The sequence below is a fragment of the Brevundimonas sp. CEF1 genome (assembly GCF_051353055.1).
In the GTDB taxonomy this organism is placed as follows: Bacteria; Pseudomonadota; Alphaproteobacteria; order Caulobacterales; family Caulobacteraceae; genus Brevundimonas.
This window is the reverse complement of record NZ_CP195593.1, coordinates 2,821,741-2,844,131: the sequence shown is the minus strand read 5'-3', so window position 1 is coordinate 2,844,131 and position 22,391 is coordinate 2,821,741. Positions and strand designations below refer to the sequence as shown.

Sequence of the window (22,391 nt, the reverse complement as noted above, 5' to 3'; positions counted from 1 at the left end):
GTCCGACGCGCGAATCCGGTCAGGCGTCCGTCGATAACCTGACGCCACGACAGTCCTTTTGATTTCGGAGACCGCCGTGGCCAAGAAGCTCACGCTCGACTTTCTCAAGACCGAAGCCGGTTCAGGCGCCGCCCTGGGCCTGGCCGCCCTGGCTGCCCTGATCGTCGCCAACTCGCCCTGGGCGAGCGACTATTTCTACTGGCTGAAGAGCGTCCACGTGCTTCAGGTCGGTCCTCTGCGGCTGGAGGAGACGATCTCCAACTGGATCAAGGAGGGGCTGATGGCGGTCTTCTTCCTCGTGGTCGGGCTGGAGATCAAATACGAGATCCTCAAGGGCGAACTGAGCAACCCCAAGAAACTGGCTCTGCCGATCATCGCCGCCCTGGGCGGGATGGCGATTCCGGGTCTGGTCTATCTGGCCGTAGCGGGGATGCTGGGCGGGCCGTCGCAGGGCTGGCCCATTCCTCTGGCCACCGACATCGCCTTCGCCCTGGCTGTCTTTGCGGTGGTGGGCAAGAAGCTGCCGGCGTCGCTGCGCGTCTTCCTGCTGACCCTGGCCATCGTCGACGACCTGGGGGCTATCGCCCTGATCGCCGTCCTGTTCAGCCAGGGGGTGCAGTGGCTGCCTCTGTTGGGCGTGGTCGGCGTGCTCGCCGCCCTGGCTCTGATCGGCCGTCGGCGTCTGGCCGGGCCCTTCTGGGTGCTGGGCTTCGGCGCGGTCTGGTATCTGACGGTTCTGTCCGGCCTGTCGACCTCGCTGACCGCCGTGGCCTTCGCCATGATCGTGCCGGTCGAGCCGCGCCGCGAAACCTCGCAGAGCCCGTTGAAGGAGGCGATGCACGACCTGCACCCCTACGTCGCCTTCCTGGTCCTGCCTTTGTTCGCCTTCGCCAAGGCCGGCGTCTCTTTCGCCGGTCTGTCGCTGGAGCAGGCCTTCGCCCCCCTGGTCATCGCCATCGCCCTGGGTCTGTTTGTCGGCAAGCAGGTCGGCGTCTTCGGCGCGGCTTGGCTGGCCGCCAAGCTGAAGGTCGGCGACAAGCCCTCTGGCGCTAGCTGGTTGCAGATCTACGGCGTCAGCCTGCTGTGCGGCATCGGCTTCACCATGAGCCTCTTCATCGGCGTCCTGGCCTTCCCCGGCGCGGTGGACTCGCCCGAGCAGATCGAGGTCAAGCTGGGCGTGATCGGCGGATCGGTGCTGTCGGCCCTGGCCGCGGCGGTGATTCTGAACCTTGCTGGGCGACGTCAGCAGCAAAGAGAAGACGAGTCTTCTGGCAAGATCTTGCAGTGAACGTTGATAATATTGACCTTGCGTAATCGGTTTTTGTCGCTTTCTCGCCACACGTAGAGCGACGTTGGCTGAAATCGCCGTTCGCAGCTTGGCGGCTTCTTGTCGCTGTCCCAACCCTGGCTTACCCCTGTCATTGGAGAATTCACGCCGTTCAATGAGCGTGGATCGACAGGGACAGGAATCGCCACGGTCGCCGCGGGCGGCCGGGCCATAGAGCCGGGGAGCCGCCATATGCGTTTCAACCACATTCTTCGCTGCACGGCGTCGGCCGCCGTCGTCGGCGCCGTCGCCTTCGGCTTCGCGGGAGCCGCCGCCGCCCAGGACGGGCCGACCACGGTCGACGACATCATCGTCACCGCCCAGAAGCGTGAACAGAACCTTCAGGACGTGCCGATCGTGGTCACGACCCTGTCGCAGGAAGCCCTGGACGGCGCCGGGGTGCGCGATATTAAGGATCTGCAGATCCTGACGCCGGGCATGACCGTCACCTCGACCCAGTCGGAAGCCTCGACCACGGCCCGTATCCGCGGCGTTGGCACGGTCGGCGACAACCCCGGTCTGGAAAGCTCGGTCGGCGTGGTCATCGACGGCGTCTATCGTTCGCGCAACGGCGTCGGCTTCGGCGACCTGGGCGAACTGAGCCGCATCGAGGTGCTGAAGGGGCCGCAGGGCACCCTGTTCGGGAAGAACACCTCGGCCGGCGTCATCAACATCATCACCGAGGCTCCGTCCTTCACCCCCGGCTTCAACGCCGAGGCGACCTACGGCAACTACAACGCCTGGGGCGTCGCCGGTTCGGTCACCGGCCCGATCACCGACCAGATCGCCGGCCGCCTCTATGTCGCCAAGCGCGAGCGTGACGGCTTCTATGACGTCATCACCGGCGCCGGCCCGCGTCAGGAAACGGACGATCAGAACCAGAACTTCTGGACCGCGCGCGGCCAGTTGCTGATCCTGCCGTCGGACGAGGTGTCGATCCGCCTGATCGCTGACTACTCCAAGCGCGACGAATACTGCTGCGTCTCCACCCAGATCCGCACGGGGCCGACCTATGGCGCCGTCACCGCCGTCGGCGGCCAGCAGACCCCGCCCGCGACCGGTTTCGGCCCGCTGCCCTTCTCGCGCACGGCCTACGCCAACCGCGGCACGGGCCAGACCATGGAAGACATGGGCTTCTCGGCCGAAGCCAACATCGACATCCCCTCGTGGAACGCCACCCTGACCTCGGTCAGCTCCTGGCGGAACTGGGAGGGCATCAACGCCATGGACCTCGACTATACGACGGCGGACCTGCTGTATCGTGTGGACGACGGCGGCTACGGCTTCGAGCTGGACAACCTGACCCAGGAATTCCGCCTGGCCGGCTCGACCGACAAGCTGGACTGGCTGGTCGGCGTCTTCGCCACGCGTGAGAACATCAGCCGCGACGACAGCTACTGGTACGGCGCCGGATACACGCCCTTCCTGTCGCTGCTGATCTCGTCGCAACTGAACGCCGGGACCGGCGGCGTCATTCCGCAAAGCGGAAACATCATCGGCTGTCTGACGCGGCCCGGCACCACGCCGACCTTCCTGGCCGGCTGTCTGCTGAACGGCGGCACGTCGGCCTCGGGGCCGCTGGCGCCGAGCGGACCGGGCTTCGGCGTCGGACATGGGGTGCAGGATCACTATAGCCAGCGTTCGGACTCGCTGGCCCTGTTCACCAACAATACCTGGCATGTCACCGACCAGTTCGATATCACCCTCGGCCTGCGCTACACCCAGGACAAGAAGCGTCTGATAGGGGTTCAGGACAACCTGGGCACCAACGGCGCGGCCTGCGGCGGCGCCCTGGGCAATGTCACCAACCTGACCAACGCCTTCATCGGCGCCGGGCTCACGCCGGCCGCCGCCGCCGCCAGCGCCCAGCGTGTCGCCGGCAACATCTGCCTGCCCTGGGCCAACCCCTTCTTCGACAACCGTCGAATCTCGGAAGAAACCGATGACGGCGAGCTGAGCGGCACCATCAAGGCGGCCTATCGCTTCAACGACTCGGTCATGGCCTACGGCTCCTACGCCCGCGGTTACAAGTCGTTCGGCTATAACCTGGACCGCGTGCAGACCGGCGTCACCCCGACGGCCTCCCTGCTGTTCCCGTCGGAAACCGTCGACAGCTTCGAGCTGGGCCTGAAGAACACCCTGTTCAACCGTACGGTCCTGCTGAACCTCACCTACTTCAATCAGAAGTTCGAGGACTTCCAGCTCAACACCTTCCTGGGCACGGCCTTCGTGGTTGAATCCATCCCCGAGCTGAAGTCGCAGGGCGTGGACGCCGACTTCGTCTGGTTCACCCCGATCGAGGGCCTGTCGTTCAACGGCGGCGTCACCTACACGGACACCAAGTACGGCGACTTCACCGCCGGCGACCTGACCAATCCGGGCAACTTCCCGCAGCTGTCGCTGCTGCCGGGCGCGCGGGCCTCGTTCGCGCCGGAGTGGTCGGCCACGGGTTCGGTCTCCTTCGACCGCTCGATCGGCGGCGGCCTGAAGGCGGGCTTCAATCTGTCGGCCAAGTATTCGACGGAATACAACACCGGATCGGACCTGCTGCCCTACAAGATGCAGGACGCCTTCACCCTGCTGAACGGCCGGATCACCCTGGGCTCGGAAGATGAGCGCTGGGCTCTGGACATCTGGGCTCAGAACCTGACGGACGAGGAATACAAGCAGGTGGCGATCAACGCTCCGCTGCAGGGTTCCGCCTTCCAGTCGACGGTTCAGCCGAACGGCACCTACTTCAACCCGGCCCTGGACACCCAGACCTACAACGCCTTCATGGGCCAACCGCGCACCTATGGCGCAACCCTGCGGGTCAAGTACTGAGGCCAAACGACCTTCGCCCAACGGCGAAGCGAGAAGGCGGTCCGGAGCAATCCGGGCCGCCTTTTTCTTTGCCTGCGCCTGTCGTCACTAGGAGCGTCGCTCGGCGCGCCCTTCCGCCGGCATGATCGCGGCCAAGAAAAAGCCCCCGGAGATCGCGCTCCGGGGGCTTGGTCGGGTTGGCGACGCCCTGGTTAGTCGTGAAGAGGCTCGCCGGGTCGGCTGCCGTCGGCCAGCCTGCGCTGCCCGGCGAACATCCGGCTCAACATCCGACGACCCCAGCCGGCGATGTCGTCGACGATGGTGAAGATGGCGGGGATGTAGAGCAGGGACAGGAAGGTCGAGGAGATCAGACCGCCCAGCACGGCGATGGCCATGGGCGAGCGGAACTCGACGTCGGCCCCGATGCCCAGGGCGATGGGCACCATGCCGGCCCCCATGGCGAAGGTGGTCATCAGGATGGGGCGCGCCCGTTTGTGGGCGGCGTCCATGATGGCTTCACGGCGGCTCAGGCCGCCCTCCTTCTCGGCGATGATGATGTAGTCGACCAGCAGGATGGAGTTCTTGGCCGCGATCCCCATCAGCATCAGCACCCCGATCAGGGCCGACATGGAGAAGCTCTTGCCGCCGATCACCAGGCCGATGAAGGCGCCGCCGATGGCCAACGGCAGGGCCGCCATGATGGTGACCGGATAGGCGAAGCTTTTGAACAGCAGGGTCAGAACCGCATACATCAGCAGGATGCCCGAGATGAAGGCGATGCCGAAGCCGACCAGCATTTCCTGGATGAACTCCGCGTCGCCGGCCGGCACCTGGCGGACCCCGGCGGGCAGGTTCTTGACCGAGGGCAGGCGGTTGACGGCCTGACCGGCGGCGCCCGTGGTGATGCCGTCCAGTTCGGCGCGGATCGAAGCGATGCGCGAGCGATCCTGGCGGCTGACGGTGGCCGGTCCGGCGCCGAATGTGATGTCGGCCACGGCGCTGAGCGGCACCGAGGCGCCGGACGCGGTCGGCACGCGCAGGTTCTCCAGCACGTTCAGATCCTCGCGGGCCTCCTCGGTCAGTTGCAGCCGGATCGGGATCTGGCGGTCGCCCAGGTTGTACTTGGGCAGGTTCTGATCGACGTCGCCGATGGTGGCGACACGCACGGCCTGGGAGATGGTCCCGGCCGAGACGCCGGCCAGGGCGGCTTCATCCGGGCGTGGGGTGACCAGGATTTCCGGGCGGGCGATGGCGGCCGTATTGACGATGTTGGCTAGGCCCGGCACGCCGCGCATCTCTTCCTCGACCTTGCGCGCCGCGGCTTCCAGGGCGACGGGGTCGTCGCCGAGGATGGAGAAGGTGTAGCTGGTGCCGTCGCCGGGGCCGCCGCCCTGCTGGGCGATGCCGGCGCGGATGCGGGCGCCGGGGATCTGTTTCAGCTCATCGACCATGACGCGGGCGAAGGCCTGCTGGCTGAGCGCGCGCTCGCCCTTGGGCACCATGTCGGCATAGACATTGGCCTGACCCACGTCTTGACCGCCGACGGCGGCGTAGACGGAGGTGACCTCGGGGCGGGCGTTGAGCTTCTGCGTCACCTGCTGCACCACGGCGTCGGTCTGGCGCAGGGTCGAGCCGGGCGGCAGTTCGATCTGGAAGGCGGCGCGGCCCTCGTCGCCGGGCGACATGAACTCGAACGACATCTTGGCGACGACCGACAGACCGATCGATCCGAACAGGAAGACAGCGCCCAGGACGAAGACCTTCCAGCGGTTGCCGAGGCACCAGTGCAGGGCGCGCAGATAGCCCGCCATCCAGAAGGGGTCCTTGTCCTCGTGCTTGGTGTGTTTCAGCAGATAGGCCGCCATCAGCGGCGTCAGCGTCCGCGCCACCACCAGCGAGAAGAAGACGCTGATGCAGGCGGCCAGGGCGAAGGCCTTGAAGAACTGACCGATGATGCCGGGCATGAAGCCAACGGGCGCGAAGACGGCGATGATGGTGCCGGTCGTGGCCACGACGGCCAGGCCGATCTCGTCGGCGGCCTCGAAAGCGGCGTCATAGGGCGGTTTACCGTCGCGCATGTGGCGGACGATGTTCTCGATCTCGACGATGGCGTCATCGACGAGAATGCCGATGGTCAGCGACAGGGCCAGAAGCGTGACGACGTTCAGCGACTGATCCATCGGCCCGAGCAGGGCGAAGGTCGGGATCAGCGACATGGGCATGGCCGTGGCCGCGATCAGGGTCGCGCGCCAGTCGCGCAGGAAGATGAAGACGACGATGACCGCCAGCACGGCGCCCAGAAGCAGGGCTTCCAGCGAGGCGAGATAGCTTTCCTCGATATACTGCACGCTGGAGGTGACCTGTTCGATGGTCAGCTCGGGGTGGGCCGCGTCGATCTTCTCGACCTCGGCGCGGACCTTTTCGGCGACCTTGACCTCGCTGGCCTCGCGCGAGCGCAGGAAGTTGAAGGTGACGGCTTCCTGACCGTTGTAGCGGGCCAGGCGACGGGGTTCGCCCCACTTGTCCACCACGGCGCCGAGGTCGCCCAGACGCACGCTCTTGCCGTCGCCGACCGGAACCAGGGTCTCGCGCAACTGATCCACCGAACCAGCGGCGCCCAGGGTGCGGACGGCCCGCTCCGACCCAGCCACGGTGACGCGGCCGCCGGGCAGGTTGTTGTTGACGTTGGTCAGGGCCTGGCTGACCTGGGCGGCGGTGACGCCGTAGGCGGCCAGGCGCTGCGGGTCCAGCTCGACGCGGATTTCGCGATCGACCCCGCCGGAGCGGTTGACCTCGCCCACCCCGCCGAGGGCCAGCAGGGCGCGGCTCATCTCGTTGTCGATGAACCAGCTGATCTGTTCCGGCGTCATGGTCGGCGAGCGGACCACATAGGTGATCAGGGCGTCGCCGGTGATGTCGATGCGCTGGACCGTCGGCTCCTGCATGTCCTGGGGCAGGGAGCCGCGCACGCCGCTCATGGCGTTGCGCACGTCGTTGGTGGCGCGTTCGGTGTCGGTGCCCAGTTCGAACTCGATAGTGGTCGAGGACACGCCGTCGGTGACGTTGGAATAGATGTGGCGCACGCCGGACAGGCCGGCGATCGAGTCCTCGATCACCCGCGCGACCTGGACCTCCATCTCGGCCGGCGCCGCGCCCGGCCGGGCGGCGGTGACGGCGACCAGGGGGAAGTCGATGTCGGGGTTGTTGTTGATCCGCATCCCCAGGAAGCCGGTCACGCCGCTGAGCGTCAGCAGGACGAACAGCAGGATGATCGGAATGGGGTTCTTGATGGCCCAGGACGAGATGTTGTTCATGGCCGGGCCTTACTTCGCGGCCGCAGTCGCAGCCGCAGGCGCGGCGGCGGCCGGGGCGGCGGCGATCGTCACCTTGTCGCCCTCGTTCAGGAAGCCGGCGCCCTGGACCACGACGCGGACGCCGGGCTCGACGCCGCTGATCGAGGTCTGGTCGTCGCGGCGCGACAGGACCGTCACCGGGCGGAAATGCGCCGCGTTCTGGGCGTCCAGCACGAAGACGCCCGACTTGTTGTTGCGATAGAGGACGGCGGCGGTGGGCACCACGGTTGTCGGTTGGGCCCCGGCGGTGATCGAGGCGCGGGCGAACATGCCCGGCTTCAGGCCGCTGCCCGGCGACAGGGTGATGCGGGCCAGACCCAGGCGGGTCTGGGCGTCGACCTCGGGGGTGACGATGCGGATGGTGCCGCTGGTGGCGACGCCCTCGTTCGAGGTGATGGTGGCGGTCTGGCCGGCGCGCAGGGTGGGCAGGTCGGTTTCAGGCACCTGGGCGTCCAGTTCCAGACGACCTTCGCGAACCATGCGGAACAGCTCGGTTCCGGCGGCGACGATCTGGCCCTTGGTGACGCTGCGGCTGATAATCAGGCCCGAGACCGGCGCCTTGATCTCGCTCTGGGCCAGGCGGGTGCGGGTCTCGGACAGCGACGCCTGGGCCGAGGCCAGATTGGCGGCGGAGGCGCGCTGGTTGGCCAGGGCCGTGTCCAGCGAAGCTTGGCTGAGGAAGCCGCGTTGCTTCAGTTCCTGAGCGCGGGCCAGGGCGGCGTCGTCCCGGGCGGCGTTGGCCTCGGCAGTCTGAACACCCGCCTGTTGCTGGCGCAGCTGGGCCTGCAGCAGGGCGTCGTTCAGCTTGACCAGAACCTGGCCCTGACGGACGTAGGAGCCTTCATCGACATAGACGCCGACGGCGGTCAGGCCGCCGGTCTCGGCGCCGACCGGGACTTCCTCCCAGGCCGAGACCGTTCCAGAGGCCACGATGACGCGCGGCAGGGCCTGTTCGATCGACGTGGCGACGCTGACGGTCTGGCGCGAGGCGCCGGGTTTTTCACCGGCCTTGGACTTGTCGTCGTGCCCGCCGCAGGCGGCCAGGGTCAGGGCGGCGGCGGCGGCCAGAAGCAGGGCCGGGGTACGAAGGGTTTTCGCCACGTGCGAGGATCCTTGAAAGGGTCAGGGCAGGGGGCGCGAACCTTCTGTCCGGCGCCGGACACGAGTTTGATAGCCTCGCTTCATAGCGTTCAGCAAAGCGTTCTCAAACCTCGCACACCAGCATTACCGCGAAGTAATCCCTCGTTGCCGCGGGACGAACCGGCGGCCGCGAAGTGTGGTCAGGGCGTCTAGGGGCGGTTGCGCTCGGGCAGGGCCGCGACCTCGGCGGCCGTCAGCTTCTTGATCACCTGGACCCGGCATTGGTTGCTGGGCGAAGGGCCGCTTCCCACGATGATCCGCGACAGGTCGCCAGTGCACAGGCGATTGATGCCGCTGTTGGGCAGGAAGGCGATGCTGAAGGCGAAGTCGATATCGGCGCAGTTGCCGAATGACTGGAGCTCGAACACTTCCTTGCTGTGGGTTCGGACGTAGAGCGTTTGGTTGTCGCCGCGGAAGTTGTCGACCCGGTCGGCGTAGAAGCACTGTCGGCTGGACGCTGAGGCTTGGCTCGGTTCGGTTCCTGAAACAGGAGCGCAAGCAGAAAGGACGGTCGCACTGGCTGCGGCGACTGCGAACACGGAAAAGCGCGCCATGAAGAACCTCCGTTGCAAACGCTGTTGAGATTAGCGTCAGTGGTTGAATGTGCGCTGTCCAGCCGGGGGCGTCGAGATTTTGTTTCCGCTTAGAAACGCGTGGCCTTGAGGCGTTGTCCAAACCTCTCCGGCAGAGGCGACGGCTGATTCAGTATGAGCGCGGCCAGATGCTCGCCCAGCAGAGGCGCGACGCAGAAGCCGCGTGAACCAAGGCCTGTCAGGGCGTAGAGGCCGGCCTGGCCGAGTGATCCTGCGACAGGCAGGCGGTCGGGCGTGGTGGCGCGCACGGCCTTGCGGCTGTGCGATGGACCGGTAGCCTCGACGTGGACGGCCAGGCGAGGCAGGGCGGCGGCCAGGGCGGCGAGATTGCGAGCAGAAGCTTCGGCGTCGGTCGCGAGGTCCGTCTGACCCCGGTCGTGGGTGGCCCCGAACAGCAGGCCCTTTCCGGTCGGCACGGCGTAGCCGCCCCAGGCGACGGGGGCGCCGCCGGCGCCGTCCACCCAGTCGGCTTGACCGGCGACGGGCGTCAGCGGCAGGTCGGGCGCGAGGGCGGCGGCGCCCCATCCTGCGGTCAGGATCACGGCCTCAACTTCGAGAATCAGATCGCCTTGGGCGTCGAGCAGACGCCAGCTTCCATCCTGAGCCTGGATGTCGGCGACACGGGCGGTCAGGCGTTCGGCGCCCGCCAGCCAAGGCTCCAGAACCGCCGAGGGGCGAAGCGCCAGGGCGCCCGACATCATCAGGCCGCCGGTCGAGACGGCTTCGCCCAGATGTTTCGAGGCGGCGGCGGGGGCAAGGCGCGTCATGGCGTCGGCGGGCCACAGATCCTGGGCCGCGATCTTGTCGAAACGGGTTGCGTCGCGCGGCGCCTGTTCCAGTTGCAGCACGCCCTCGGCGATTACGGCTTCGGGCAGGGCGCGGTAGAGGTCGCGGGCGCGCTCCAGGGCCTGAGCGTGGAAGCCGGCGATCAGGGCGTCGCCGGCGTCGAGGCGCGGCGTGACCAGGGCGGCGGGAAACCCCGAGCCGCCCGCGCCGGGGCGTTCGGCTTCGATGACGGTGACGCGGGCCCCGCCGGCGATCAGGGCGCGCGTCGCCGAGGCTCCGGCGATCCCGGCACCGATGACGGCGATATGGGGCGGGGACTTCGCCGTGGACGCCGCCGAGGGCAGATGAGCTTCCAGTCGCTCGCGTTTCCTGCCGTGGCCGGGCTTCTTCTCGACGACGAAGCCGTGCTCGGCCAGGCCGCGTCGCACGGCGCCCGCGACGGTGAAGGTGGCGACCCGCGCGCCGGGGGCGGAGCGGGCGGCGATCAGGGCCATGATCTCCGGCGACCACATGCCGGGGTTGAGGGCCGGCGAGAAGCCGTCGAGGAACCACGCGTCGGCGGGGCCGGACCACTGGCTCAACGCCCACTCGGCGTCGCCGACGGCCAGGTCGATGGCCGCGCCCCACTGCGGCAGGTCCAGGCGGTGGAAGCCAGGCGTTCCGGCGGGCCAGACGGCGAGGACGGCGGTCGCGGTCTCGGCCAACTCCGGCCAGGCGGACAAGGCGCGGGCGGCCTCGTCGCGGGTCAGGGGGAAGCCCTCGATGGAGAAGATATGCAGGCGGCCGTTCTCGGGCCGGGTGCGGCGCCACAGGTCCAGCAGGGCCACGATGTTCAATCCCGTGCCGAAGCCCAGTTCGGCGACGGTGAAGTCGGCGCGGCCGGTCCAGGCCTCTGGCAGACCGCAGCCGTCCAGGAAGACGGCGCGAGTTTCGGCCAGACCATCGTCCTTGGAGAAATAGACGTCGCCGAAGCGACCGGAACGGGGCGAGCCGTCCTCGGCCCAGACGAGTTGCGGCGAGGCGTCTTTGTCGGCGGCGTCGGGCAGGTCATCGGACATGGGCGGGCTTTAGCGACCCTGGTCCGTGCTGGATAGCGCGCACGAAAAAAGGGGCCGTCCGAAGACGACCCCTTTCCGCATCGTGACCCGAAGGCCGCGATCCAAGACGTAAGTCTTAGTGAGCGGCAGCCGGAGCAGCCGGAGCAGCGGCGGCGTCAGCAGCCGGAGCAGCAGCGGCGTCAGCAGCCGGAGCGGCAGCAGCAGCAGCGTCGGTGGCGGCGGCGGCAGCTTCGGTGGCGGCGGCGTCGGCGGTGGCGGCGGCGTCCGTGGCGGTCGCAGCGGCGTCCGTGGCGTCGGCAGCGGCGTCTTCAGCCTTGTCGGTGGCGGCGGGTTGGCAAGCGGCCAGGGCCAGAGCAGCGGCCGAAGCGGCGATCAGAGCGGTGATGCGCATAGTTGTTGTCCTTCAGAAGGTAAAAGCGAGATCATGAACCCTCGCTGAGACGGAGATAACGGGATCGTGAGGAAAACCGCAAGCGAAATTCTCACGGGTTCGTGAAGTCTCGTTATCCTCATGAAGAAAGGGCCGCCCCGACGCCAGTCGGAGCGGCCCTTTGCCGGCTTTCTGAGGGCCGAAGTTTTTTAGTGAGCGGCCGGCGCCGGGGCGGCCGGAGCGGGCGCCGGGGTCATGGCGGCGCCGGCGGCGTCGGCGGCTTTTTCGGTCGCGGCGCCGGCGGACGCAGCGGCGTCGGTGGCGGCGCCGGCCGCAGCCGTGGCGGCGTCAGCGGCGGTGGCCGCAGCGTCCGAGGCGGTGTCGGCGGCCGCGTCAGCGACGGCGGCGGCGTCTTCGGTCTTGGGCGCCGGTTGTTGGCAGGCGGCCAGCGACAGGGCGCTGAGCCCGGCGGCGACGATCATCAGGCGACGGATGGTCATGTGACTAAAGCCCCTTCGATTTCAAAATCCGGCGGGGCTGATCCCCGCCGATGCAAGGCGTAACGCGAGATTACCGGGTTCGACAAGTCCGATGTCGGGACTCAGGCCGGGGGAACCGGCGGCGAGGTCGGGTTCATCGGATCGGTCGGCGGCCTGTCTTCGGGCAGGGTCGGCGGGGTCTGGGCGGTCGGCGGCGTCGAGGGCGGCGCGATCGATTCTCCAGGCGGCGGCGCGGCGCTGTCCGCCGGCGCGGTCATCGAGTCCGCGGCCGCAGCGGCGGCTTCGGGGGGAGGCGCCGTCGAGGCCGGCGCAGGCGGCGATGTGTCGTTGCAGGCCGCCAGCGTCAGGGCGGCGAACAGCAGGGGAGGGAGGGCTTTCATGCAAGGCTCCACGGGAATGCACGCGAACGTGACCCGTGGAGAACCGACGTGAGCGATCCGTGTTCCCGTCCGTGGTCCGATCAGGCGTCCATCGGCGCGGCGGCCAGGGCTTCTTCCATTTCGGTGAAGGAGGGTTGGGCCGTCGAGGGGATGTCGCCACGGCCGATCTCGACCGAGATCTGGGCGGCGTTGCCGTGCAGGTGGGCCACCAGCACCGAGCGGATGATCTTGTAGTAGGAGGCTTCCTCATCGACGATCGCGCTCAGGCGGGCGGCGAAGGGGCCGACCAGGCCATAGGCCAGGAAGACGCCGAGGAAGGTGCCGACCAGGGCGCCGCCGATCATGCCGCCCAGGACTTCCGGCGGCTCGGTGATGGAACCCATGGTCTTGATGATGCCGAGCACGGCGGCGACGATGCCCAGGGCGGGCAGGCCGTCAGCCAGGTTCTGCAGGGCGTGGGCCGGGGCCAGGGCTTCGTGGTGGTGCTTTTCCAGCTGTTTCTCCATGGCGTCCTCGATCTGATGGGGATCTTCGAGGTTCATGGTCATCATGCGCAGAGTGTCGCAGATGAAGTCGGTGGCGAAGTGGTCCTTCAGCACCTTGGGATATTTCTGGAAGATGGTGCTCTCGGCCGGCTTTTCGATGTGGCTTTCCAGGGCGATGACGCCCTTGGACTTCATCGTCTTGGTCAGTTGGAACAGCAGGCTGAGCAGGTCCTTGTAGTCCTGCTTCTTCCACTTGGGGCCGGCGAAGGACTTGCCCAGGCCGCCCAGGGCGCCCTTGATGACCGGCAGGCTGTTGGAGATCAGGAAGGCCGCGATGCCCGCCCCGAAGATGGCCATCAGCTCATAGGGCAGCGAATAGAGGATCGTCGCCATCTTGCCGCCGTGCAGCAGGAAGCTGCCGAACACCATGGCGAACAGCATGATGATGCCGATAATCTGGAACATGGGGCCGCCGGACGTCCTGAAGGAGAGAGCTCAGGACGCCCGTTATCAGCGTTAATGCTTAAGGCCGCGTTTCGCCGATCCCGGTTTGGGACGGAAACTACAGCCGCGTCGTGCCGTCGAGGATGGCCTCATAGGCCTTGGCGGTCAGCTTCTGATAGCCGGCCTTGCCGCCGCGGACGTAGACGGCGCCGTCGACCTTGGCCGCGTCGAAGCCGTCGGCGACCAGATCGACCTTGCGGTATTTGAAGGTGCCGGTGGTCTCGGCCGACTTCATCAGGCGCAGGAAGACGGGACGGGCATAGGGCGGCAACTGCTCGTCGGCGTAGGCGGCGAAGGCGGCGGGATCGAACTTGCCCTCCAGCACCAGGGCGGCCATGCCGGCCTTGCCTTCCTGGCCAGGGACGGAAACGCCATAGGCGATGACTTCCTGAACGCCGGGGGCGTCATGCAGGCGCTGCTCGACCTCGGCGGTGGAGACGTTCTCGCCCTTCCAGCGATAGGTGTCGCCCAGGCGGTCCATGAAGTAGAAATAGCCGTCGCGGTCCTGACGCATCAGGTCGCCGGTGCGGAACCAGCGGTCGCCCTTCTTGAAGACGTCGGTGAGGATCTTCTTCTCCGAGGCCTTCTTGTCGGCATAGCCCGAGAAGTCGTGGCGGATGTCCGAGGCGATCTGGCCGATGGCCTCGCCGGTCTCGCCGACCGAGACCAGCTGGCACAGACCGTCCGCGCGGCGCACCGGCTCGCCCGTTTCAGGGTCGAGCGCGATCAGGCGAATGTTGATCTGCGACTTCAGATAGCTGGGCACGCGGCCGATGGCGCCGGCCTTGCCGTCGAAGTTGAACAGGGAGACGTTGCCCTCGGTGGAGCCGTAGAACTCCATGATGTCCTTGATGCCGAAGCGCGACTGGAACTCGGTCCAGACGTCGGGGCGCAGGCCGTTGCCGAAGGCCAGGCGCAGCTTGTGGGCGCGCTCGTCCTCATTGGGCGGGCAGTTGACCAGGTAGCGGCACAGCTCGCCGATATAGACGAACATGGTGGCGCCGGACGTCTTCACGTCGGGCCAGAAATGGGTCGAGGAGAAGCGGCGGCGAATGATCATCCGCCCGCCGTTCAGCAGGATCGAGCCGACCCCGACCAGACCGCCGGTCGAGTGATAGAGGGGCAGGCAGTTGTAGAGGGCGTCCTTAGTCGTCGAGGCCGTGGCCCCGGCGAAGGCGCGCATATAGGTGCGAGCGCGCGAATGGGGGATGCGCGCCGCCTTGGGCAGGCCTGTGGTGCCCGAGGTGAAGATGAACAGGGCCGTGTCGCGGTTGGTCAGACCCTGGCGCAGGCTCTTGTCGGGGCGCACCGAGGAGGCGCTGCGCACGGCGTTGTCGATGTCGCGGCGGTCGTTGGTCTCGTCCTCGTCGGCCAGGCCGTGGACCCAGCTCATCAGGTTGCGATCGACGAAGGGGCGGGCCTCCTCGACCGCGCGCCAGCTTTCCTGATCCGTCACCACGTTGAAGGCGTTGGAGATGGTCAGACAGTGGGCCAATGCTTGGCCGGTCAGATTGGTGTTGATCAGGGCCGTGGCCACGCCGACCTTGGAGAAGCCGAACCAGGCGGCCAGGTATTCGACCCGGTTGTGCATGACCAGGGCGATGACGTCAGAGCGCTTCAGGTTGCGCGCCTTGGCCCAGTGAGCGTAGCGGTTGGCCAGGGCGTCCAGCTCGCGATAGGTCAGGCGGCGGGTTTCGTCCTCGAGGGCGACATTGTCGGGGAACTTGTCGACGGCTTCCTCGATGTCGTCACAGACCAGGACGTCGCTGTCGAGGGTGATGGGCTTGATGCGCTTCAGGAGGCGGTACAGCCCGCCCGCGAACTTCATATCGCGCCGGATGTTCGCTGCCAGACCCATGGTTGCGTCGCCTCTGCCCAGATTATGCTTTTCAACGGTGATGAACGGGCCGGGGCGGCGGGTCAACAGGTCGCAAGCGCGCACCGCCACAATGTTTGACGAAAGCGATGCTTTGCCCGTCTTTTCGATGACGTTGCGTAAGGTTGCTTCACGACGTTACGTCAACCTCCGTGGCGATCTCGCGAAAGAATGCCGGAAGAAATGACAATCTCATGACTTGATCATGCTTTCGCCTGAACTGTGGCGCGGATGGTGTTTCTTCGCGGCGACGACGATATTCGCGGAACCTTGCTCTTTTGGGGCGGGTTGTCTGGCTCTGGATCAAAGGAGAAGACAAGATGTCCGTGACCTATACTGATCAGGTTCGTCCCGCCGCCGCTCGCGTCGATAGCGAGGCCTATGTTCCAGTCTATGCCCGCAGCGGCGCTCGCAAGTCGAACAAGCCGGTCAAGACCTGGATGATCCTGGCGCCCCTGGGCGTGCTGGTGGTCGGCGGCGCGGCCGCCGCCATGTTGATGCAGCCGGTTGAGCCGGCGGCGCCGACGGCCCTCGAAGCCGCGCCGGTCGCGCCTTCGGCTGTCGCGCCCGAGGTTTCACCGTTGACGGCGGCGACTATTCCCATGGAGACGCCGGCCGAACTGACGACCGCGACGCCTATTCCCCCGGCGGCCGCCGCACCGGTCTCACGCCGCGCGAGCCCGGCTCCGGCCAGGGCCTCGGCGCCTCCGGCCAGGGTTGAGCGCGCCGCGCCCGCCCCGGCCGAAGCGGCGGTCGAGCCGCCCGCGCCGATCGTATCGTCGGGGCCGCAGCCCTATCTGTCGGTCGCGCCGCAGACGCCGACCGTGACGCCGTCGATCCCTGCGCCTGTCACGCCGGCGGCGCCGCCCGCGCCCATCGTGATCACGCCGCCGAACTGACGGCGACCAGAACTGAAAAAAGGCCCGGCTCCATGCCGGGCCTTTTGATATTGGGCTCAGGGTCGGGCCGGCGTGACGCGCCAGATCGCATTGCCCACGTCGTCTGCGACCAGAAGCGCGCCGGAACGGAGGCCCAGAACCCCGACCGGACGGCCCATGGCCTCGCCCTTGTCGTTGCGGAACCCGGTCAGGACGTCCTGCGGCGGCCCCGAGGGCCTGCCCCCGCTGAAGGGGACGAAGATGACCTTGTAGCCGGCGGGCGGGTTGCGGTTCCACGAGCCGTGCTGGCCCACAATGGCCCCGTTGCGCCACTGGGGCGTCAGCGACCCGGTGTAGAAGGTCAGGCCGAGGGAGGCGGTGTGCGAGCCCAGGGCGTAGTCGGGCTTGATCGCCCTGGCCACCATGTCGGGGCTAGGCGGCTGGACCCGCTTATCGACGGTCTGGCCGTAATAGCTCCACGGCCAGCCGTAGAAGCCGCCGGGCGTGACCGAGGTCATGTAGTCGGGGACCAGGTCGTCGCCGATCTCGTCGCGCTCGTTGACCGAGACCCACAGGCGGCCGTCCTCGGGGTTCCAGGCCATGCCGACAGGGTTCCTCAGGCCCGAGGCGAAGACGCGGCGGGCGCCAGTGGCCGGGTCGATCTCCAGCACGGCGGCGCGGTCGACCTCCTCGTTCAGGCCGTTCTCGCCGACATTGGAGTTGGAGCCGACCCCGACATAGAGTTTGGAGCCGTCGGGCGAGGCCACCAGGCTCTTGGTCCAGTGGTGATTGCGGCCGGCGGGCAGGTCCGCGATCTTGACCGGGGCGGCGTCGATGCGCGTCTGGCCGGTCTGATAGGGGACGGCGACCACGGCGTCGGCGTTGGCGACGAACAGGCGCTCGCCGATCAGAGCCATGCCGAAGGGCGACATCAGGCCGGACAGGAAGACGGTCTTGGTCTCGGCCACGCCATCGCCGTCGGCGTCGCGCAGCAGGGTGATGCGGTTCGCGCTGGGCGCGCGCGCCCCCGCCTTGCCCATGATGCGGCGCTCGAACCAGCCGCGTATGCCGCCCCCGCCGCTGGCTTCGGGTTTGGGCGGGGCGTTGGTCTCGGCGACCAGAACATCGCCATTGGGCAGTTCATAGAGCCAGCGCGGGTGGTCCAGACCGCTGGCGAAGGCGTTGACCGCCAGACCCTGTGCAGCGACGGGCGTGACGCCTGCGGGCCAGCCGACGGCGGGAGCGATCTTGACCGTTGGGACGCGCTGGACGCGGGCCGGCGGCAGTTGCGGGTTCGCCCCGAAGCCGAGGCTTTCGGGCAGGGTGCTCTCGGTCTCGCAGGCTGACAGGGCGAGGATCAGAGGCAGGGCGGCGACAGCGAGGAAACGGGAACCGGTCATGGGCGAACCTTGCGTCTCTGGCGGCTTTCTGGAACGTCGACATTATAACGCAGTTTGGTCGTCGGGGATCAGCGTCGCCGTCAGGTCTTGAGCCTGTTCAGGCGCCTCCCTATCTGCGCAACCTGCGCCGGGAGGGCCCATGCCGTCAGTCATTTCCATTCAAGGTCTGACCAAGACCTATAAGTCCGGCCATCAGGCGCTGAAACGCGTCGATCTGGAAATCGAGAAGGGCGAGATCTTCGCCCTGCTGGGCCCGAACGGGGCGGGCAAGACGACGATGATCTCCATCGTCTGCGGCATCGTCACCCCCTCGACCGGGACGGTGATCGCCGACGGTCACGACATCCAGAAGGATTACCGCGCCGCCCGCACCCGCATCGGTCTGGTGCCGCAGGAGCTGACGACGGACGCCTTCGAAACCGTCTGGGCCACCGTCACCTTCAGCCGGGGCCTGTTCGGCAAGGCGCCGAACCCGGCCTATGTGGAGCAGATCCTTCGCGACCTCAGCCTGTGGGACAAGAAGGACGCCAAGATCATGACCCTGTCCGGCGGAATGAAGCGCCGCGTCATGATCGCCAAGGCCCTGAGCCACGAACCCGACATCCTGTTCCTGGACGAGCCCACGGCGGGCGTGGACGTGGAACTGCGCCGCGACATGTGGGGCCTGGTGCGGCGCCTGCGCGAGCGCGGCGTGACCATCATCCTGACCACTCACTATATCGAGGAGGCCGAGGAGATGGCCGACCGGGTGGGGGTCATCCTCAAGGGCGAGCTGATCCTGGTCGAGAAGACCGCGACCCTGATGCGCAAGCTGGGCAAGAAGACCCTGACCCTGCAGCTTCAAGAGCCGCTGGCGGCCGTCCCGCCGGAACTGGCCGAGTGGAACCTGGCCCTGCAATGCGACGGGGCCGAGCTGGAGTACGCCTTTGACGCCCATGCCGAGAAGACCGGGGTGCCGTCGTTGCTGCGCCGCCTGTCGGATCTGGGCATCGCCTTCAAGGACCTGAACACCCGCCAGAGCTCGCTGGAAGACATCTTCGTCAGCCTGGTTCACCGCGATGGGGAGGCCGCGTGATGACGTTCAACGGACATGGCGTCTGGGCCATCTATCGCTTCGAGATGGCGCGGGCGCTTCGCACCCTGTGGCAGTCGATCGTGACGCCGGTGATCACCACGGCCCTCTATTTCGTCGTCTTCGGCGGGGCCATCGGTAGCCGGATGGAGGAGGTCGGGGGCGTGCCTTACGGGGCCTTCATCGTGCCGGGGCTGATCATGCTGAGCCTGTTCACCCAGTCGATCTTCAACGCCAGTTTCGGCATCTATTTCCCGAAATTCACCGGCACCATCTATGAGATCCTGTCGGCGCCCGTGTCGCCGCTGGAGATCGTCATCGCCTATGTCGGGGCGGCGGCGACCAAGTCGGCGGTGTTGGGGCTGATCATCCTGGCGACGGCGGCCCTGTTCGTGCCTTTACAGATTCTGCACCCCTTCTGGATGCTGGCCTTCCTGATCCTGATCTCGACCACCTTCAGCCTGTTCGGCTTCATCATCGGGGTGTGGGCGCAGAATTTCGAACAGCTGCAGATGATCCCCATGCTGATCGTGACGCCCCTGACCTTCCTGGGCGGCGCCTTCTATTCGATCGACATGCTGCCGGACGGCTGGCGGACCGTGACCCTGTTCAACCCGGTGGTCTATCTGATCTCGGGTTTCCGCTGGGCCTTTTACGGCATAGGCGACGTCAGCGTGGGCCTCAGCTTGACAGCCACGCTGGGCTTCTTCTTCGCCTGTCTGGCGGTGGTGGGTTGGATCTTCAAGACGGGCTATCGGTTGAAGAACTAGGTCGGGTTGGGGCTGTCACGAAACCGCCGAACTCGCTCAGCAGTTTGAAGGTCTGCCGACCCTCTTCGTGATGCGCGCCGCCCGGCGCCGGAGACCGAATGTCCGACGCCGACGACAAGTCCGTTCCCTTCGCCCGCCGCCCGGTGCAGTGGGGCCGCCCGCCTCAGACCACCTTCCGCGCTGGACCTCTGCCGCGCGGCGTGGGCCTGATGCCGCCGGTTGCGACGCCTCAGCCGAAGCCTCAGCCCTCGCCAAAGCCTGCGCCCCAGCCTTCCGTCGCGGCGGCCGCGCCTCGCCCGTCGTCCAGCGGCGTGTTCGGCGGTTCATTGGTGCCGCAGCGCCGGTCGACGGCGCCGACGGCGACGCCGAACCTGATCACCGCGCCCATGCCGAGCATGCTGCAGCCGCAACCTAATCGACCCGCCGCGCCGGCGGCCGACCCGCGCGCCCCGGTTGACGCGACGCCGCGCGCCTTGCCGCAAGCCGCAGAGGCCCCCGTTCCGGCGCCGGCCGCCAAGCCGGTTCCCTCGCCCGCTCCCGCGCCCCGGCTAGAGACGGCGCCCGTCGCGCCTCCAACCGTTTCGCGCCTTGCGCCTCGCAAGGGGAGCGATCGCGCGCCCCTCTATATCGCGGCGGCCGCCGTGGTGGTGATCGGCGCCCCGCTGGCGACCTGGCTGATCACGCGCGCGAACAAAGAACCGACCCCGGCGGCGTCCTCGAGTGAAGCGCCTGTCGCCGCGCCGCCCGTGGCAACCGCGCCGTCTCCTGCCGCGCCTGTGGAGGACGCGCCGTTGGAAGCCGTCGCTTCTGCGCCCGCCGCGCGACCCGCGCCTCGTCCTGCGCGCACTGCGCCGGCTCGATCCGCCGCCACGCCTGCCGCGGTTCCGGCCGCCGATACGACGCCGTCGGTCGCCGCGCCGCCCGTCGTCGCCGCGCCGCCGCCGGTGGTTGTGATCGCCCCGCCGCCTGAACCGGCGCAGCCCGCTGGTCCCGCGCCCACCGCCGCTCGACCGACCCAGAACGACCCCGACGCCCCGGTCGTCACCAAGCCTCAGCCGTTGGACTAGGGAGGCGCCCGACCAAGGCCGGATGCTTGTCCGGTCCAGCGATTTCGTCTTCCGCTATGGCGGCGAGGAGTTCCTGGTGGTGCTGACCGAGACCCGGACGGACCAGGCCTTGGCCGCCGCCGACCGGGTCCGCGCCGCTCTACAGGCGCGAGAGACCAAGGCCGGGCGCCTGCAGACCTTCGGCGTCACCGCCTCGATCGGCGTGGCCCAGCACGGCGGACATCCGGGCGAGAACTACCTGATCATGACCGCCGACGAGGCCCTGTACCGGGCCAAGCACGCGGGCCGCAATCGGGTCGAGCGCGGCTAGTGGCCGGGCGGGGGTGTCTGCTCGGGACTACGGGCAGCCAGAAAGGGCAGGGCCGCGAGCAGAGAGATCAGGCGTGTCGTGCCCCTGGATAAGGGAAGCTCCGCTTAGCGCAAGGTCAGGTATCCGCGTTCAACCATGCGGCGCAGGGCCTCGTAGGCCTCGGCCAGTTCCTCATAGGCGGTGCGGGCGGCGGTCAGGCGGGCGGTCTGGTCGGGGGTCACGGCCGAGCCGGATTCGGACAGGCGCAGGGCCTCGGCGGCCCAGCGGGCGCGGGCGTTGGCGGTCAGGACCGCCAGTTTCTGGAACGTGCCGACGTCCACCCGCGACAGGGTCTGGCCGAGGACTTCGCGGTTCGAGACGAAGGCGGCGTAGTCGATCTGCTCCAGCTGACCGCGCAGGCGGCGCTGCTCCTGCGGGTCCAGATCCTGGGGCTCGAAATGGTCGCGCTGGCGGCGATAGCTCTGGGTCAGCACGGTCGACATCGGCGGCGCTCCACAAGACGGCCCACAGGGGCTGCGAATGCGAGGCTGCGCCGCTTCGGTTAACGGGTCGTTTGCGTGGGGCCGGTCGGCGCCAGCTTCAGGCGCTCGCGGTCAGGCGCGCCCAGGCCCCGCGGGCAGCGCATGGGGCGATAGTCCTTGGAGTAGCAAAGCCGGGCCTCGCGGAACCAGCCATCGGTGGTGGCGATGAAGACGCCCTCGCGCGGCAGGCCGGGGTTGGCGGCGACAAAGGCGTCGCGGATGGCGCCGGCGGTCAGGCGCTGGGCCGGGATGGCCTCCAGGTCCGGCTTGTTCAGGCCGTTCCACATCTTCGCGGCCTGTTCGAAATAGGCTTCGGGGCTGTCCCAGCCGCAGGTCCCGTGGGCGGCCCATTCATGCTGTTGCAGGGACGGCGACGGCGTCATGCAGAAGTTCTTGCGCACGGTTTCGACCGGGATGGCCGGACCGGGAGCGGCGCAGTAGCGCGGGTGCTTGTTGTCCGCGCCATTGGGCCACAGGCCGTGCAGGGTCAGGCCGAAGCGGTTGTCGGCGCACTGATAGCGTTCGTCGGGATAGTCCTTGCCCGAGCGGCAGGCCTGGGGCGACCAACTGACGGCCAGCATGTTGAAGGCGACCGGCACGTCGGGCGCGGCCTCGTCCGCCGGGATGCGATAGGGGCGGGCGGGGGTCAGGTCGGCGGGCACGTCGCAGGTCGCGCCGACGACCTCGGCCGCCGGAACCGAGGCGGCGGGCGGCAGTCCGTCGCAGGCCGCAAGGGTCACGGACAGGGCCAGCAGGGCGGCGGGGATGGTCAGGGGCCGCATCGGGACGCTCCTTTTGGCTGGCGACGGGTGGTCCGCCCGTAAACCCTTCGTGAGCGGCGGCCAAGACGGAACCCTCGCCGCGTCCGCTCATTGAAAAGCGTAAGCATAATGAGGATGAGGCCCATGCCCGATCAAGCCGCCTTCGAAGCCGCCCTGGAAGAGGCGATCGCCCTGTTCGAGCAGGGCGAGGGGCTGGATCACAAGCGCTTCGACGCCCTGCTGGTCGAGATCGAGACGCGTCGCGCGGCCCTGACCGCCGTGCCGGAGGACGACCCGCGCGTCGAGGATATCCGCCGTCTGCAGGAGCGAGCCGACGAACTGGAGGCCCGCGTGGCCGCCGGCAAGGGCTCGGTCATGGACGAGGTCAACCAGACCCTGGCCCCCTTGATGGGGCGCAAGGGGGCCTGACTGGCCTTC

At 67.9% G+C, this 22,391-nt stretch carries 20 protein-coding genes; 8 read left to right on the top strand and 12 right to left on the bottom strand.

Features of this window, described 5'->3' with window-relative positions; genetic code table 11:
• Nucleotides 1-76 precede the first annotated feature (76 nt).
• Nucleotides 77-1,288 (top strand): Na+/H+ antiporter NhaA, encoded by a 1,212-nt coding sequence (gene nhaA / locus ACR9FL_RS14375; RefSeq protein WP_296174542.1) that lies wholly within the window; start codon nucleotides 77-79, stop codon nucleotides 1,286-1,288.
• Between the two features lie 231 nt (nucleotides 1,289-1,519).
• Complete coding sequence (locus ACR9FL_RS14370) at nucleotides 1,520-4,150, top strand: TonB-dependent receptor (protein WP_436356070.1); 2,631 nt, start codon at nucleotides 1,520-1,522, stop codon at nucleotides 4,148-4,150.
• Between the two features lie 191 nt (nucleotides 4,151-4,341).
• On the opposite strand, the gene ACR9FL_RS14365 is transcribed toward ACR9FL_RS14370, so the two are convergent.
• The 9 genes from ACR9FL_RS14365 to ACR9FL_RS14325 form a co-directional block, all read right to left on the bottom strand.
• Complete coding sequence (locus ACR9FL_RS14365) at nucleotides 4,342-7,443, bottom strand: efflux RND transporter permease subunit (protein WP_436356069.1); 3,102 nt, start codon at nucleotides 7,441-7,443, stop codon at nucleotides 4,342-4,344.
• Between the two features lie 9 nt (nucleotides 7,444-7,452).
• A complete protein-coding gene (locus tag ACR9FL_RS14360) occupies nucleotides 7,453-8,583 on the bottom strand; it encodes an efflux RND transporter periplasmic adaptor subunit (RefSeq protein WP_436356068.1) in 1,131 nt (376 codons plus the stop codon).
• A gap of 188 nt (nucleotides 8,584-8,771) precedes the next feature.
• On the bottom strand, nucleotides 8,772-9,176 hold the full coding sequence (locus ACR9FL_RS14355; RefSeq protein ID WP_436356067.1) for a DUF6491 family protein: 405 nt from the start codon (nucleotides 9,174-9,176) through the stop codon (nucleotides 8,772-8,774).
• 89 nt (nucleotides 9,177-9,265) lie between these two features.
• Entirely contained in the window at nucleotides 9,266-11,059 is a 1,794-nt protein-coding gene (gene mnmC, locus ACR9FL_RS14350) for an FAD-dependent 5-carboxymethylaminomethyl-2-thiouridine(34) oxidoreductase MnmC (RefSeq protein ID WP_436356066.1), read from the bottom strand.
• Nucleotides 11,060-11,174: 115 nt separating this feature from the next.
• Complete coding sequence (locus tag ACR9FL_RS14345) at nucleotides 11,175-11,450, bottom strand: hypothetical protein (protein ID WP_296172571.1); 276 nt, start codon at nucleotides 11,448-11,450, stop codon at nucleotides 11,175-11,177.
• A gap of 188 nt (nucleotides 11,451-11,638) precedes the next feature.
• Complete coding sequence (locus ACR9FL_RS14340) at nucleotides 11,639-11,929, bottom strand: hypothetical protein (RefSeq protein WP_296172574.1); 291 nt, start codon at nucleotides 11,927-11,929, stop codon at nucleotides 11,639-11,641.
• 101 nt (nucleotides 11,930-12,030) lie between these two features.
• Entirely contained in the window at nucleotides 12,031-12,309 is a 279-nt protein-coding gene (locus ACR9FL_RS14335) for a hypothetical protein (RefSeq protein WP_436356065.1), read from the bottom strand.
• Between the two features lie 80 nt (nucleotides 12,310-12,389).
• Nucleotides 12,390-13,259, bottom strand: a complete 870-nt coding sequence (motA, locus tag ACR9FL_RS14330) for a flagellar motor stator protein MotA (protein ID WP_105562643.1) — start codon at nucleotides 13,257-13,259, stop codon at nucleotides 12,390-12,392.
• Nucleotides 13,260-13,356: 97 nt separating this feature from the next.
• Nucleotides 13,357-15,156: a long-chain-acyl-CoA synthetase gene (locus tag ACR9FL_RS14325; protein ID WP_436356064.1), complete on the bottom strand. Its 1,800-nt coding sequence runs from the start codon at nucleotides 15,154-15,156 to the stop codon at nucleotides 13,357-13,359.
• A 338-nt stretch (nucleotides 15,157-15,494) separates the two neighbouring features.
• Here ACR9FL_RS14325 and ACR9FL_RS14320 point away from each other — a divergent pair, with 338 nt between their 5' ends.
• Nucleotides 15,495-16,073: a hypothetical protein gene (locus ACR9FL_RS14320; protein ID WP_436356063.1), complete on the top strand. Its 579-nt coding sequence runs from the start codon at nucleotides 15,495-15,497 to the stop codon at nucleotides 16,071-16,073.
• A 56-nt stretch (nucleotides 16,074-16,129) separates the two neighbouring features.
• On the opposite strand, the gene ACR9FL_RS14315 is transcribed toward ACR9FL_RS14320, so the two are convergent.
• Nucleotides 16,130-17,452 carry a PQQ-dependent sugar dehydrogenase gene (locus ACR9FL_RS14315; RefSeq protein ID WP_436356062.1) on the bottom strand — a complete coding sequence of 441 codons (1,323 nt, stop codon included), beginning with the start codon at nucleotides 17,450-17,452 and terminating at the stop codon, nucleotides 16,130-16,132.
• 139 nt (nucleotides 17,453-17,591) lie between these two features.
• Between ACR9FL_RS14315 and ACR9FL_RS14310 the strand changes: the two genes are divergently transcribed.
• The 4 genes from ACR9FL_RS14310 to ACR9FL_RS14295 all read left to right on the top strand — a co-directional run bounded on the left by ACR9FL_RS14310 (nucleotide 17,592) and on the right by ACR9FL_RS14295 (nucleotide 20,671).
• The gene (locus ACR9FL_RS14310; protein ID WP_436356061.1) at nucleotides 17,592-18,527 is read left to right on the top strand and encodes an ABC transporter ATP-binding protein; all 936 of its coding nucleotides are present in this window, start codon (nucleotides 17,592-17,594) and stop codon (nucleotides 18,525-18,527) included.
• Nucleotides 18,527-19,294, top strand: coding sequence for an ABC transporter permease (locus tag ACR9FL_RS14305; protein WP_114817249.1), 768 nt, complete (start codon nucleotides 18,527-18,529; stop codon nucleotides 19,292-19,294). Before ACR9FL_RS14310 ends, ACR9FL_RS14305 begins: the two co-directional genes overlap by 1 nt.
• 98 nt (nucleotides 19,295-19,392) lie before the next feature.
• Nucleotides 19,393-20,361 (top strand): hypothetical protein, encoded by a 969-nt coding sequence (locus ACR9FL_RS14300; protein WP_436356060.1) that lies wholly within the window; start codon nucleotides 19,393-19,395, stop codon nucleotides 20,359-20,361.
• 22 nt (nucleotides 20,362-20,383) lie between these two features.
• Nucleotides 20,384-20,671, top strand: coding sequence for a diguanylate cyclase (locus tag ACR9FL_RS14295; RefSeq protein ID WP_436356059.1), 288 nt, complete (start codon nucleotides 20,384-20,386; stop codon nucleotides 20,669-20,671).
• A 104-nt stretch (nucleotides 20,672-20,775) separates the two neighbouring features.
• On the opposite strand, the gene ACR9FL_RS14290 is transcribed toward ACR9FL_RS14295, so the two are convergent.
• Together ACR9FL_RS14290 and ACR9FL_RS14285 are read right to left on the bottom strand one after the other, a co-directional pair.
• Nucleotides 20,776-21,153: a hypothetical protein gene (locus ACR9FL_RS14290; RefSeq protein ID WP_296172595.1), complete on the bottom strand. Its 378-nt coding sequence runs from the start codon at nucleotides 21,151-21,153 to the stop codon at nucleotides 20,776-20,778.
• A 59-nt stretch (nucleotides 21,154-21,212) separates the two neighbouring features.
• A complete protein-coding gene (locus ACR9FL_RS14285) occupies nucleotides 21,213-21,974 on the bottom strand; it encodes a ribonuclease T2 (protein WP_436356058.1) in 762 nt (253 codons plus the stop codon).
• 123 nt (nucleotides 21,975-22,097) lie between these two features.
• Between ACR9FL_RS14285 and ACR9FL_RS14280 the strand changes: the two genes are divergently transcribed.
• Nucleotides 22,098-22,382 carry a hypothetical protein gene (locus tag ACR9FL_RS14280; protein WP_436356057.1) on the top strand — a complete coding sequence of 95 codons (285 nt, stop codon included), beginning with the start codon at nucleotides 22,098-22,100 and terminating at the stop codon, nucleotides 22,380-22,382.
• The last annotated feature ends 9 nt before the right edge of the window (nucleotides 22,383-22,391 follow it).